15 protein-coding genes are annotated in these 13,953 nt (G+C 46.2%); 9 read left to right on the top strand and 6 right to left on the bottom strand.

What is annotated here, in order from left to right:
- Positions 1 to 89: 89 nt before the first annotated feature.
- The 7 genes from P2W70_RS13020 to P2W70_RS12990 all read left to right on the top strand — a co-directional run bounded on the left by P2W70_RS13020 (position 90) and on the right by P2W70_RS12990 (position 5,420).
- Positions 90 to 917 (top strand): outer membrane protein assembly factor BamD, encoded by an 828-nt coding sequence (locus P2W70_RS13020; protein ID WP_276481907.1) that lies wholly within the window; start codon positions 90 to 92, stop codon positions 915 to 917.
- Positions 892 to 1,233, top strand: coding sequence for a DNA-directed RNA polymerase subunit omega (locus P2W70_RS13015; RefSeq protein WP_276481906.1), 342 nt, complete (start codon positions 892 to 894; stop codon positions 1,231 to 1,233). Before P2W70_RS13020 ends, P2W70_RS13015 begins: the two co-directional genes overlap by 26 nt.
- 221 nt (positions 1,234 to 1,454) lie before the next feature.
- Positions 1,455 to 2,651 carry a bifunctional phosphopantothenoylcysteine decarboxylase/phosphopantothenate--cysteine ligase CoaBC gene (gene coaBC / locus P2W70_RS13010; RefSeq protein WP_276481905.1) on the top strand — a complete coding sequence of 399 codons (1,197 nt, stop codon included), beginning with the start codon at positions 1,455 to 1,457 and terminating at the stop codon, positions 2,649 to 2,651.
- On the top strand, positions 2,644 to 3,564 hold the full coding sequence (porD, locus tag P2W70_RS13005) for a type IX secretion system protein PorD (protein WP_276481904.1): 921 nt from the start codon (positions 2,644 to 2,646) through the stop codon (positions 3,562 to 3,564). Before coaBC ends, porD begins: the two co-directional genes overlap by 8 nt.
- Positions 3,561 to 3,965 carry a DUF4296 domain-containing protein gene (locus P2W70_RS13000; RefSeq protein WP_276481903.1) on the top strand — a complete coding sequence of 135 codons (405 nt, stop codon included), beginning with the start codon at positions 3,561 to 3,563 and terminating at the stop codon, positions 3,963 to 3,965. Before porD ends, P2W70_RS13000 begins: the two co-directional genes overlap by 4 nt.
- Before the next feature lie 59 nt (positions 3,966 to 4,024).
- Positions 4,025 to 4,723 carry a CoA transferase subunit A gene (locus P2W70_RS12995; protein WP_276481902.1) on the top strand — a complete coding sequence of 233 codons (699 nt, stop codon included), beginning with the start codon at positions 4,025 to 4,027 and terminating at the stop codon, positions 4,721 to 4,723.
- Between the two features lie 37 nt (positions 4,724 to 4,760).
- Positions 4,761 to 5,420 (top strand): 3-oxoacid CoA-transferase subunit B, encoded by a 660-nt coding sequence (locus P2W70_RS12990; protein ID WP_276481901.1) that lies wholly within the window; start codon positions 4,761 to 4,763, stop codon positions 5,418 to 5,420.
- Between the two features lie 20 nt (positions 5,421 to 5,440).
- Here the strand turns inward: P2W70_RS12990 and P2W70_RS12985 are convergent, their stop codons facing one another.
- The 5 genes from P2W70_RS12985 to P2W70_RS12965 form a co-directional block, all read right to left on the bottom strand.
- Complete coding sequence (locus P2W70_RS12985; RefSeq protein WP_276481900.1) at positions 5,441 to 6,127, bottom strand: hypothetical protein; 687 nt, start codon at positions 6,125 to 6,127, stop codon at positions 5,441 to 5,443.
- 154 nt (positions 6,128 to 6,281) lie between these two features.
- Complete coding sequence (locus P2W70_RS12980; RefSeq protein WP_275827459.1) at positions 6,282 to 6,938, bottom strand: response regulator transcription factor; 657 nt, start codon at positions 6,936 to 6,938, stop codon at positions 6,282 to 6,284.
- Between the two features lie 186 nt (positions 6,939 to 7,124).
- Positions 7,125 to 7,964, bottom strand: a complete 840-nt coding sequence (locus P2W70_RS12975; RefSeq protein WP_276481899.1) for a sensor histidine kinase — start codon at positions 7,962 to 7,964, stop codon at positions 7,125 to 7,127.
- A gap of 36 nt (positions 7,965 to 8,000) precedes the next feature.
- A complete protein-coding gene (locus P2W70_RS12970) occupies positions 8,001 to 8,420 on the bottom strand; it encodes a hypothetical protein (protein ID WP_276481898.1) in 420 nt (139 codons plus the stop codon).
- 343 nt (positions 8,421 to 8,763) lie between these two features.
- Positions 8,764 to 9,138, bottom strand: a complete 375-nt coding sequence (locus P2W70_RS12965; protein WP_276481897.1) for a hypothetical protein — start codon at positions 9,136 to 9,138, stop codon at positions 8,764 to 8,766.
- A gap of 906 nt (positions 9,139 to 10,044) precedes the next feature.
- On the opposite strand from P2W70_RS12965, the gene P2W70_RS12960 reads away from it, so the two are divergent.
- Positions 10,045 to 10,704, top strand: coding sequence for a response regulator transcription factor (locus P2W70_RS12960; RefSeq protein ID WP_276481896.1), 660 nt, complete (start codon positions 10,045 to 10,047; stop codon positions 10,702 to 10,704).
- A 152-nt stretch (positions 10,705 to 10,856) separates the two neighbouring features.
- Here P2W70_RS12960 and aspS read toward each other — a convergent pair whose 3' ends face one another.
- The gene (gene aspS / locus P2W70_RS12955) at positions 10,857 to 12,686 is read right to left on the bottom strand and encodes an aspartate--tRNA ligase (RefSeq protein WP_276481895.1); all 1,830 of its coding nucleotides are present in this window, start codon (positions 12,684 to 12,686) and stop codon (positions 10,857 to 10,859) included.
- Positions 12,687 to 13,111: 425 nt separating this feature from the next.
- Between aspS and P2W70_RS12950 the strand changes: the two genes are divergently transcribed.
- Complete coding sequence (locus tag P2W70_RS12950) at positions 13,112 to 13,912, top strand: zinc-dependent peptidase (protein ID WP_276481894.1); 801 nt, start codon at positions 13,112 to 13,114, stop codon at positions 13,910 to 13,912.
- Positions 13,913 to 13,953: the final 41 nt, after the last annotated feature.

The raw sequence follows: 13,953 nt of genomic DNA, 5'->3' as shown, positions 1-13,953 counted from the left end.
GGTTTTATATTTATCTTAACGGTTGGAAAAAGTCCGTTTTACATTCCTTTCCTATTATTGCAACGAATACCTTAATTTTGCCCACCTTTATGAAGTCAGTTTTCTTAATTGTATTTTTCGCGCTCGGCCTTGCTTCCTGCTCTAAATTCGCTAAAGTGCAGAAAAGCAACGACTATGACTATAAGTTGCGCATGGCCGAGAAGTATTATGTAGCTAAGAAATACAATTACGCCAAGCAACTTTATGAAGAACTGTTCCCCCTCATGAAGGGACAGCCCCAATTTGAAGATCTTTTTTATAAGTTCGCTTACTGTTCTTACTACCTGCGCGACTGGATGAACGCGGAAAACCTGTTCAAACAGTTTGTGGAGGTCTTCCCCACGAGCCCCAAGGCGGAAGAAATGGAGTACATGCGGGCGTATACCTACTACCGCCAGTCTCCCAAAACACCGCTTGATCAAACTAATACGCAGAAAACCATTGGTTTAATGCAGACATTCATCAATACGCATCCTGGTTCGGCAAAAAATAAGGAAGCAGGTGAGATCATCGATCTGTGCCGCATCAAGCTGGAGGACAAGGAACACCTGAGTGCGCAGTTGTATTATAATATGGGTAAGTACCGTGCCGCTGCCATCGCGTACACCAGCCTCATGAACGATTTCCCGGATTCACAAAGAAGTGACGAGTATAAGTTCCAGATCATAAAATCTTACTATCTTTTTGCTTCGAACAGCGTGGACGAGAAAAAGCCCGCCCGTTACGAGCAGGTAGTAACCGAATGCAATGATTTTTCGGATCGTTTCCCGGAGAGCAAACTAATCAAAGAAGTAGAGCGTTATTCTTCTTTGTCGCAGAACAACATTAAAGAAATCAGTAAAGTCAACAATAATGAGCAAGTTAAGAAGACAAATTAGCGCCAACACTGCTAACACGGCAGAAACCAAAGATCTGCATGTGATCAAGGGTAAGACCGGTAATCTGTATGAATCAATTGCCATCATTGCCAAACGTGCAAACCAGATCAACATTTCCCTGAAGGAAGAGCTGCACAACAAACTGGAAGAATTCGCCAGCCATACTGATAGCCTGGAAGAGATTCATGAGAACAAAGAGCAGATCGAGATCTCCAGAGCCTATGAGCGCATGCCCAACCCTTCTCTGCTTGCCACCCAGGAATTCCTGGAAGACAAGATCTACTTCCGTAAAAATGAAGATGATCTGTTCAACTAATCATCTTTTGCCTTAAGATATTAAGCGATGGGAAGTATTTCCCGTCGCTTTTTATTTTGCCCCAACTCCTCCAGCCCGTTTAGGGCAAGCCTTGTTAAATTGCTTTCCCCCAGCGTTCCTGCGCACCAAATTTGCTATATAAGTGGCGATTTATCAATAGATTTGACCCCGACCTCAGCTCCGTATCACAATCGGTAAGCCGTGTAACGAAACCTATCAACATGTTCCAGGACAAAAAGCTATTACTGGCCATTACAGGAAGCATAGCAGCTTATAAATCAATCCTCCTGACACGCCTGCTGGTAAAAGCCGGCGCAGAAGTAAAGATCGTATTGACTCCGGCAGCCTGCGATTTCGTATCTCCATTGACTTTATCGACGTTGTCGAAAAATAATGTGGTCATTGACCTTGCCAACAATGAGTCCTGGTCAAACCACGTACAACTGGGGCGCTGGGCCGACCTGATGGTCGTGGCTCCACTGACCTGCAATACACTGGCGAAGATGGCGCATGGATTGTGCGATAATATGCTGCTGGCCACTTATTTGTCAGCCACCTGTCCGGTTGTCGTAGCACCGGCGATGGATGAAGATATGTGGCACCACCCGACTACCATTGCCAACCTGAAGCAATTGGAAGCCTATGGCAACAAAGTGATACCGGTAAACCGGGGCGAACTGGCCAGCGGCCTCTACGGCGACGGCCGGATGGCCGAACCGGAAGCCATCATGCAATATATCCAGGAGCATTATTTTGCCCGGCAGGACCTGGCAGGAAAGAAAGCGCTGGTTACTGCCGGCCCTACCTATGAACCTATTGACCCCGTGCGTTTTATTGGTAACCATTCGTCGGGTAAAATGGGGCTGGCCATCGCCGAGGAATTAGCCCGTCGCGGAGCACAGGTTCAGCTGGTACTGGGGCCATCTTCCGTCACTACCGCAGTAGCTAATATCAAGGTGCATAAAGTGCAAACTGCCCAGGAAATGTTTGAAGCCTGTATGAAGGTGTTTCCTACTTCGGATATTGCTGTTATGTCGGCTGCGGTGGCTGATTTTACGCCGGCTACCACAAATGCCGAGAAGATCAAAAAGACCGCCGGAAGCCTGACGGTTGAGCTCACCAAAACAAAGGACATTCTGAAAGCGCTTGGGCAGGAGAAGCGGAGTGACCAGCTACTCGTTGGGTTTGCACTGGAAACCAATAACGAAAAGGAATATGCCCGGGAAAAACTGACCGCCAAGAATGCCGATATGATCATCCTGAATTCACTGAATGATGAAGGCGCTGGATTTGGCTACGACACCAATAAGATCACTATTTTTGAACGGGATGGGGGCGAGCTGACCTATGAGCGCAAACCCAAACAACAAGTGGCCCACGATATCGTTGATAGAATTGTAAACCGGTTGTATGCTTAATAAAATCTGTTCACTGATACTGTTTCTGGCCGGCCTGCAGACAGGTGTCATGGCCCAGGAGTTACAGGCGAGAATATCCATCAATGCGAGCCAGATAAGCTCGCAAACTGATCGAAAGATTTTTCAAACCTTGCAAAACTCACTCAATACCTTTCTCAATAACCGTAAATGGACAAATGAAACTTTTCAGACCAATGAAAAGATCGTTTGTCATTTCCTGGTAGTCATACGGGCTGCCGCCAACAATGTGTACCAGGCGTCACTGACAGTGCAGGCTGCGAGACCGGTGTACAACACCAATTACGAAACGCCGCTGATCAATTTCCAGGACGAGTCATTCAACTTCAAGTACCTCGAGTACCAGCCGGTAGAATTCAATGAGAACCGGGTTTCTGGTTCCGATCCGCTGGCCTCTAACCTGACGGCCACCCTGGCTTACTATGTATATGTAATCCTGGGGCTTGACTTCGATTCTTTTTCTTTACGTGGTGGCGATCCTTATTTTCAGAAAGCCATGTCAATCGTCAATAATGCACCTGAAAACAGGGATATCAGTGGCTGGAAAGCGTTCGATGGACTGCGCAACCGGTATTGGTTGATGGAAAACCTGACCAACAACAGGTATACGTTGGTACATGATGCTATTTACAGTTATTACCGGCTGGGTATGGATGCCATGTATGAAAACGAGGCGGAAGGCCGCAATGCTGTGCTCAACACCTTAAATATCATGAATACCCTGAATACCGATATTTCCAATACGATGGTGGTGCCCTTCTTTTTCCAGGGAAAAGCCAATGAACTGGTTCGCCTGTTTAAGAAAGCATCCCCCGAAGAGCGGCAGAAGGCACGCGAAATTTTGATGCGTGTCGATATTACCAATGCCAATACCTACAAACAGGAATTAAAATGATACGAAAGCGACCATTGACTGTGTTGGCAAATTCTTTCTTTTATGGAATGGTGTTTCTGTTGATAGCAGGCGCTGTAGCTTGTACCAACCGAAATAAGATTCCCTCGGATGTCATGAACCAGGAGAAAATGGAAGCGGTGATGTGGGATATGATCCAGGCTGATCGTTTTTCCTCGCAGTTTCTCGAGAGAGATTCTACGGCAAAAAAGAATATCAAGTTGGAGAACCTGCAAATGTATGAGCGGGTTTTCCAGCTGCATAAGATCTCACGCGATGAATTCATTCGAAGCTTTAATTTTTACCTGAGCCGTCCCGACCTGCATAAAGTGGTCTTTGATTCCATGTCGGTTCGTGCCGAAAGACGCAGGTCAGAGCTGTACAAAATGGATACGGCACGATAATCTACGGCTACCTCTACCGTTACCGTATCAACAGTTTGTCATAAAAGCCTTTTCATTGTATGAATAAAGTTGTTGCTAACGCAGTTGTCGCCATTCACGATATTACGGACAATGCTACCCTTATGTTGGGTGGCTTTGGTCTTTGTGGCATTCCGGAAAATACGATTGCTGCCCTCGTCGACAAAGGTGTCAAGGGATTGACCTGTATTTCGAACAATGCAGGTGTAGATGGTTTTGGTCTTGGCTTACTCCTCCAGACCCGGCAGATCCGAAAAATGATAAGTTCATATGTGGGAGAGAATGCTGAATTTGAACGGCAGCTGCTTAGTGGTGAACTGGAGGTGGATCTTATTCCGCAGGGAACATTGGCTACCCGTATACAAATGGCGGGTATGGGTATACCTGCTTTTTTTACGCCTGCCGGTTATGGTACTGAGATCGCAGAAGGCAAGGAAGTGAGAGCGTTTGATGGGAAAATGTACCTGATGGAACATGCCCTGCACGCCGATTTTGCCATTGTGAAAGCCTGGAAAGGCGATCATATGGGCAACCTCGTTTTCAGAAAGACAACCCGCAATTTTTCTACATCGATGGCCAAGGCTGGCCATATCACGATAGCAGAAGTGGAAGAGCTCGTGGCCCCCGGCCAATTGGATCCCGATGAGATTCATGTAGCCGGAATTTACGTGCACCGGATTTTTCAGGGACAGCAGTATGAGAAAAGGATCGAAAGACGTACTGTCCAGATCAATGCCTGAGTGTTAGAGCTTCTAGAATAATATAAAACGAACGTCTATGCCATTGGATAAATTCGGAATTGCCAAACGTATTGCCCAGGAATTGCGTGACGGCATGTATGTAAATCTCGGTATTGGAATTCCCACCCTGGTATCCAATTATATCCCCGCCGGTATTTCCATTATGCTGCAATCGGAAAATGGTATGCTGGGTATGGGGCCTTACCCGTTGGAGGAGGCTATCGACGCCGACCTCATCAATGCGGGGAAAGAAACAGTGACAGTATTGCCTGGTGGTGTTTTCTTCGATAGTGCAGAAAGTTTTGGAATGATCCGTGCCGGCAAGGTCGACCTGACTGTTTTGGGCGCTATGGAGGTATCGGAAGAAGGTGATATTGCGAACTGGAAGATACCTGGTAAAATGGTTAAAGGGATGGGCGGGGCGATGGACCTGGTGGCCAGTGCCAAGAACATCATCGTGGCCATGATGCATACCAATCCAAAAGGAGAATCAAAGGTATTGCCGGCCTGTACTTTACCGCTGACAGGAGTACGATGCGTGAAGCGGATCGTATCCGACCTCGCCGTGCTCGATGTGCTGCCGCAGGGTGGGTTTAAACTGATTGAACGGGCACCCGGTGTATCAACCGAGGAGATCCGTTTCAAAACACTGGGGAAATTACTGATCGAAGGAGATATTCCTGAAATGAATATTTGATGCCACTTCGGCTACCCAACCTATTGCCACGGATGGTTCTTTACGGAGCCATCCGTTTGTTTTGGTGGCCATACGGTAGCGGCGGCTATGATGAAGAAGGCAAACCTGATGACATGCAGTACTGAAAGCAGGATTGTTTTTTCCTGTTGTAACGAAGGAGTGCTTGTACCCCGTACCAGCAACACACCTGTCAACAGGTACATGGAGAAAAAACAGATATTACCGGCAGCAATCCAGAACATGGGGGATTGAAAGATATACAGCTGTTTGTGCCGGATCAATTGTACCAATGCCACCACCGATACCAGAAGCAGTATGAATGCGGCCGTCATTGCAAGCGGCGCGGCATACTTCATCATTCCCCCCAGGGCATACATGGTAATGGCTACAGAAGCAAAGGCGATCAGTACGGTGTGCAGTAGTTCTGTGGCCCATTTTGCCCTAATGATCAACCTATAGAGGTAGAGGAGCAGACCAAGCTCTGCCAAACCGAAGAGGCTGTTGATGATGGCTGTATTGCCCGGCTGCGATTGGGGCATGTAGATCAGCAGGTGTTGCAGACAAGAGAACAGGCAGATGACACCCAGGAAGATCATGGTATCCAGTTGCCAGGTACGGCGCACAAAGATGATGACAATAGGAATGAGCGGCAATAAGATTGCCAGCAAAGATAACATGAGCGGGATGCCTGTACCGGTTTGTACCATAATTGAAGGTTCGGAACCGGTTTTTCATAGAGCAGCGCCGGTCCGGTTTTAAACTGTCACGGACCGGGTATGCTGAACAGGCTATTGAAATTTAGCAGAATTAAATGCCGTTGGGTTGATCTGCCTCTGGCGGGTATACCGGCATGAGATGAAACTAGTCGATCAGGTTGTTCTTAACTGCAAAGAAGACAAGGCCTGCTGTGTTTTTTGCACCAAATCTTTCCATCAACCGGTCTTTGATCGCTTCCACAGTGCGAGGACTCACCTCTAGTTTTTGGGCTATTTCGTGCGCGGTAAATTCCATGCAGATATATTTGATCACATCTCTTTCGCGGTCACTGAGGGTTATTTCATTATTGAGCGTGGGCACCACTTTCTGGCGTGCGTGCGATTTTTTGAGCAAGATCCTGTTTACGAAGTTGTTCAGGTAATACCCTTTGCTCATCACTTCCATGATCGCTTTCTTGATCTCGGCGGGGTCAGCGCTTTTCAGCAGGTACCCATTGGCACCTATCTCCATCATATGACTTACAAAGCGTTCATCCTCATACATCGTAAGAGCAATCACATGAATCTGGGGGTATTGTTTGGCTACTACCTTGGTCGTTTCAATACCATCTTTCTGGGGCATGCGTAAATCCATGAGGATCACATCGGGTTGTTCCGGAGCGGCGGGCAGCGCATCCAGTAATTCCTGGCCGTTCTCGGCTTCAAAGACAAACTTGATATTGGTATAAGGCCGCAATGAAAGAATAACCCCCTTTCGGAATATCTTGTGATCGTCAGCGATAGCAACTTTAATGGGTCCCATTGTGTTAATGATATTGGCAACTAAAATTACTGAAAATTGTCCGTTATCAATACTGTCCTAGTGCTGTAAAATCGAAGAGATTGCATTGATTGTCAGTGATTCAAAGCCTGGTGATAACGAGCCACAAATGTAATTAGTTTTAATGCTTCAGCGCCTGATTATTATGGGTTTCAAAACATTATTTATTTATTCTCCGGCAGGCTCTTCTTCCTGTTTGGGGATTTCGATAGTGACTTTATAGTAGGTCTGCGACATATCTTTTTCGAAAAAGATACGTCCCTGCAATAGTTTCAAACGGCTTTGTATATTCTTCAATCCCAATCCTACATTGCTCTTGTTGAGCTTTTCAAAATCATTCTGGGTAATGCCCCGGCCATCATGATGCAGCCGGATGTATAGTTTATTGCCGCCCAGGTTTTGCGTGAGGTGAATAAAGCTGGCATTGCTGTGTTTCAGGATATTATTGACCAGCTCCTGGATGACGCGGAAAATGATGAGCTCTTCATCGGGGTGGAGGCGTTCGCGGTAGTCGTGAAAGCGGCAGCTGGCATTCATACTGCCCGAACCGCTGATCTTTTGGAACAGGTCATTGACAGCCGATTCAAGACCAAAGTTCTTGAGGGTAGGAGGCATCAGGCTGTGCGAGATATTGCGGATCAGCTGAATAGTGTCGTCGATGATCTGTTTGGCATTGTAGATACTCTGCAGTTGAGTTGTCTTGTCAAGGTTGACGAGGTTCTCGTTGAGATACAGACGGGCAGTAGCCAGGAGGGGACCGGCATCATCGTGCAGGTCGGCGGCGATGCGTTGACGCTCTTCTTCCTGCAGTCGGATAGACGCGTTAAGCAACATCTTTTGTTGCTCTTGTTCCAGGCGCTGCAGGCGCATCTGGTAGCGAATAACCTTTCGTTGGTGAAAAATGATGAACACAATCAACCCGATGGTAAGGGCCAGCATGCCCACTGTACCAAAGAAAAGTACAAGGGACACGGGACTGTCGGGGTCATTGATTCTTAGCAGCAGCATGGGGTGGCGCCCGAAGGCTAACTTGGTTTTTTAGGGTTAGAGAGCTGGTTTTTGAAACAGCTCGTCATCATAGCGACGTTCCGATATCGGCTGTGGCTTATGATTGGGTATTATAAATGCAATCGTCAATAACAGGTTTTTAATGATGTTGGATATCAGGTTAATAAACCAATATGCCTTTCTTTCTTCCTGGGTCAGAAATTCTGCCGATACAAACAGGAAAAAAGTGGCCGAACTATAAACCATGATAGCCACAATGATCCAGAACGTTTTGGAAGAATAAATGAATGATACTTCTACATCAGTGATTTGCTCAAAGAAAAAGCTGACGCAAAAAATGATCATCAAAATGGATTCCAGCGAGGCCGGCACAGCATCAAACAGCTTCGATTGATCTTTATTGAGGATATAGTATCCTGCCAGAATATAGAATAATGGCAAAGCAGCCAGGATCATCCACCGTAGTTTCTTAGACTTAAAATTAAGATAAAGAAAAATAGAGAATAGTGTATACTCTATGATGGTAAAAAAGCTAAAAACGTAAAACTTGGTTTGGGAATGATCTGGTAGAGAACCTGCGGTAACGTCGGTCAGAAAGGATAGTACAACGTACAAAAAAATTACCCATAGCTTCTTTTCATTGTTCCTTTTCAGGAAGAGTAGAAAAAAAACTATGGGTAAAATTCCAGAAAATCCACTTAATGCTTTAAGTATATTTTTGGTAAACAAAGCCTTTTAAAGTTTCTCAAATATAAAAGGCATTTGCTTAATAGTCAAGTAATCAGGAAAAAAGACTTGATTACCAGCCGAAGATCCATTTCCACCAGCTTTCGCCGCCGTCGTCTGTACGGTCGCCTACAGTGGCTTCAGCCTTCGTAATATTACCATCGTTATTTACCGCAGTGTATTCGAAAATGTTCTTGCCGTCCTTGTCGATACCTACGTAAACAAGTGTCTTTTTGCCAAACTCGTTGATGGCATTGTAGATGTGGATGCCTTCGCAACCGGGTTGAGCCAGGATCTGGTCGATGATGTTGCGGCCGATAACGTAAGAAAGAGTCTCGTTAGGGTTGGCATTCCGGAAGTTAGAGATAAACTCGGTGCCCATTTGGTAGCCTACATCCTCACCGATTTCTGCAGTGGAACGCTTAGTTACGAGTTCATTTTGAATCATAGTAGTAAGTTTTTAGAGGTTTAGAATAGTAGTTTGGAGGCGTAAAAAACCTCTAAAAAAAAAAGCTATACAACGGGTGGTAATCCTGATCAAAATGGTTTAAATTGCCTGCAATTCAATAGGGTAGTGGATTTGCGAGGATTTTACTAGTAACCTTACGACTTAAAAACGGGTAAAATCGCGAGTTTAAAATAGTATTTCTACTAACGTAAAAAGCCCATATCGATCGGGGTAAAGTTACTAAGCGGAGAAATCTTTACGGATAGGTGTGAGGAGGGATAAGCGGAAACCCTTAGGTAGCTGGCCGATGGATTTTAAAAACGGGACTGTCCGGTCTGATTAAACCTACAAATACTGTGCTGTTTTTTGCTTCCCGGCTTTTGAACAGCACTTTCCGGAAACAACTTACTGGCAAGCAGTAATGATACCGGAGCTAAAAGGATAAGATCAACAATTGTAAAATAGGCAGGTATCAAGCAACAAAAGAAGGGAGAAGTTGACTGATATTGGATTTGACGATGGTATTCATAAGATCATTGGAAATTATTTCTGGACGGTAACTCAGGACATTGGATATGAGAGGTTGCCTTTCCTTCCATCAATCAACTTCAAAACAAAAATACCCGGATACAAAATAGGGGTCAAGAGCACTTTTGCTCATTTTTATTCGTTCAGTAATTACACGGTCTGACGTAAAAGTTCAATATCCTGGTTCGAAAAAATCCGATTGATCATAATCAAGTATCTATTGCTCAATGCAACAGGTAGTTTATTTATACGAAATTGCCTGGACAGGGTAGTACCCCGTGAGTAGGAAAATGATTACCCCTGGCCATTGAAGTTCAATATCGCAAGCTGGATTTGTTAGCCAATTAACCCGATAATACGCCAAACCCGCCTACAACTATGAGTGCTGAACTGGTAATTAAAGTTTCACTCGCGGATGACCACAAGATCTTCCGTGATGGTATAAAAATGGCTCTGAAAGGCAAGGAGTACCTGAAAATCCTTTGGGAAGCCGAAGATGGCAAGGATCTGATGCACAAAATGCAACTGAAGAAGCCCGACGTGTTGCTGATGGACATCCGTATGCCTGAGGTCGATGGAGTCAATGCCATAGGAATTCTCCGGAAAGAATACTTCGATGTCAAGATCATTGTGCTCACTATGTATGACGACCAGGAGATGATCACCAAAATGATGGAAATGGGCGCCAATGCCTATCTCACCAAAACTTCCGACCCCGACGAGATCTACCAGGCGATCCTGACCTGCATGAACGATGATTTCTACTTTAATGATTTGGTTAATAAAGCCGTACTGTCCAAACTGCAGACTAAAAAGCAGGTACGTCAGTTTTATCCCAACCCGGTGAAGTTCTCCGAAAAAGAAGTGCGTATCCTGAAGTTGCTGGCGGAAGACAAAACGACCGACGAAATATCAAAAGAGATCTTTCTGAGCCCCCGGACAGTGGAGACCATTCGGCAGAATATGAAATCAAAAGTGGGTGCCAAAACCATTGCAGGGCTGATCATGTACGGCATGCGTAACAAATTAATCGACTAGCATATAGATACTATTTACACTGCTTTGCTTATTGCCAAATGAAAAAAAGGTACAAGCTACCTGATGCAACTTGTACCTTCCGCGTTATATCATCGATCTCTTCTATTGCGCTGATCGTGTGCCTCCCGGCCACTTTACTACACGCTCTCCCCCTACGATTTGAGGTTTAACTTGATCTGTAATTCGTCCAGTTGTTTATCGTCGATGGTGGATGGGGCATCCAGCATGACATCACGGCCGCTGTTGTTCTTCGGAAACGCAATGAAGTCGCGGATGCTCTCGCTGCCGCCGAGTATGGAACAAAGCCTGTCGAAGCCGAAAGCTATACCACCATGCGGAGGTGCCCCGTATTCAAAAGCGCCCAACAGGAACCCGAATTTATGTAGTGACTCTTCTTTCGACATACCCAATGCTGCAAACATTTTCTCCTGCAGTTCGCGCTGGAAGATCCGTATTGAGCCACCGCCAATCTCATTACCATTCAGTACCATATCATAAGCATTGGCTTTGATGCTGGAATAAGGGTGTTTGAGGTATTCGGCTGCGTTCTCGATCACCGGGTTATTATTGATCATCGTCGAGATCTGATCGGGCTTGGGAGCTGTAAATGGATGGTGGCGAGCTACCCAGCGATTCTCGTCTTCTGCATATTCAAACAGCGGGAAATCAAGTACCCACAGTAATTTATACTCATCTTTCTTGCGCATGCCCAGGCGTTCGCCCATTTCCAGACGCAGTTCACTGATCGCTTTGCGCGTTCTTTCTTCCAACCCAGCCAGGATCAATACGAGGTCGCCGGCTTTGGCGCCAGCTGCATCGGCAATCGCCTTCAGTTTGTCTTCGGAGAAGAATTTGTCAACACTACTCTTGTAGGTGCCATCTGCATTGCACTTGATGAACACAAGGCCTTGCATGCCGATCTGCGGACGCTTTACCCAATCGGTCAGTTCATCAGTTTGCTTGCGCGTATATTCTGCACAACCAGGAACAGCGATAGCGACTACAGTTTCTGCCTCATTGAACACTTTGAAATCAACGCCTGCCAGCAGTTCCTCACGGGGTATGTTGCACCCGCCCTGGTTAAAGGCCGATTTGATATTCAGCAGCTGCATGCCGAAACGGATATCTGGTTTGTCATTACCATATTGCCACATAGCCTGTTCCCAGGTCATGCGCTGCACCGTTTCTGTATAATCGATGTCCTTTACGGTCTTGAAGATATGCTTCACCATACCCTCAAACATATTGAGGATATCTTCCTGCTCTACGAAACTCATTTCGCAGTCGATCTGCGTGAATTCCGGCTGGCGGTCGGCACGAAGATCCTCATCACGGAAGCACTTTACTACCTGGTAGTAGCGGTCATAGCCACTCACCATCAGCAATTGCTTGAAGGTTTGGGGCGATTGGGGCAAGGCATAGAATTGTCCCGGATTCATGCGCGAAGGCACGACGAAATCGCGTGCACCTTCCGGTGTACTCTTGATGAGGAAGGGCGTTTCGATATCCATGAACTGATTCTCATGAAGATAGTTGCGGGCAGCCCGGTTTACGGCGTAACGCAACTCCAGGTTCCTTTTAACGGCATTGCGACGCAGGTCGAGGTAACGGAACTTCATGCGGAGGTCATCACCACCATCGGTGTCGTCCTGTACGGTGAACGGCGGGGTTACCGACTTATTCAGGATGATAAACGATTGAACCCTGATCTCGATATCACCGGTGGGTAGGTTAGGGTTTTTATTGGTCCTTTCGATCACTGCCCCTTTCACCTGGATCACAAACTCGCGACCGAGTGGCTGTTGATCCAATTGAGGGTTCAGTTCTTCACTGAACAACAACTGCGTAATGCCATACCGGTCACGCAGGTCAGCAAAGGTGATACTGCCAAATTTCCTTACCGTTTGGATCCAACCGGCGAGTGTTACTTCCTGGCCGGCCTGTGCCAACCTAAGTTCGCCACAGGTATGCGTTCTGTACATTGCCTATTTTTTATTTAATGATTGCTGTTTACAATGAATCCCAAAAGCGAACGTTGTTTACTGATCGGTAACTGTAACCTGCAAGGTTCAGTATAGGGTCTATAAACAATTAATATTCAACATTTCAGTTCCTGGTCGGCCAAAATGACCGGTGAGCGGCAAAGGTAACAGAAAACAGGGTTCCTTCCACCGTTGACCACCCAGGCAGGAAATGATTATTTTCACGACAGATGCCGCAGGATTCCACCTATAAGTACCTTGGTCCTCAAACTGATACCGTTTCAGTCCCTCACCGGTCACTTCCGCCGGTGCCGGCAAAAGATACCCTTCCTGTGGCTGCTACCCCGCTTAAGTCATTCAAAACGGTTCAATTGCAGGTGGCAGAAGAGAGGTCTTTTGTACACCGTGTCGGAAATTGGTTTTTCGTGATCATATTCGTCTTGCTTTTGATCATCCTGCTTTTCCCCCGCCTGATAGACCAGGTGCGCCGGGCACTGCAATCACGCAAGGCACAGGCTGTTATCGAAGACCGGCAGCCCGATTACCATGCAGTACTGCTGCAATACCTGCCGTATTACCGTAATCTTCCACCGCGGCTACAGGAAAGGTTCCTGAAAAGAACCGTGGTGTTCATGACCACCAAAGAATTTGAGTTTGTTGAAATAACACCGGAAGAACGAATGTCTCTGCTCATCAGTGCCACGGCGGTTCAATTGACTTTTGGCCTGGAGCAGTACCTGATGGATCATTTTGAAAAGATCTATGTATTACGACATGATTACCACTATGGTCCCAATAGTGTTCCCTTTCAGGGACATGTGTCGCACGACGGTATATATCTTTCGTGGAGTAATTTTATAAAAGGGTACGACAACTATTTCGATGGTGACAATGTTGGGTTGCATGAAATGGCGCATGCGCTGGCCTATGTGAACTTCAACGTTAGTGAAGGCCGCGATGATGGTTTTCACGACAGGTTCATCCGGTTCTCGGCAACAGGCCGCGAGGTGTTTGAAACAATGCAATCGGATATTTCGGGCGGTTTTCTCGGCCGGTATGCCGCTACCCGTTATGAAGAGTTCTGGGCTGTCTGTGTAGAGAATTTCTTTGAACGGCCAACCTCCTTTAAAATACAATTGCCTGAGTTGTATAGCGCTATGTGTAAACTGCTCAATCAGGACACCCTAACACCGGGAATTGTACTGAACGTAGTAGAAAATGTTTAACGCCAGCATATTATAATAAGGTTATAAAATTATTATCCGGG

It is taken from the genome of Paraflavitalea pollutisoli (genome assembly GCF_029360705.1).
Taxonomy (GTDB): domain Bacteria; phylum Bacteroidota; class Bacteroidia; order Chitinophagales; family Chitinophagaceae; genus Paraflavitalea; species Paraflavitalea pollutisoli.
This window is presented reverse-complemented; position numbering and strand designations above follow the sequence as displayed.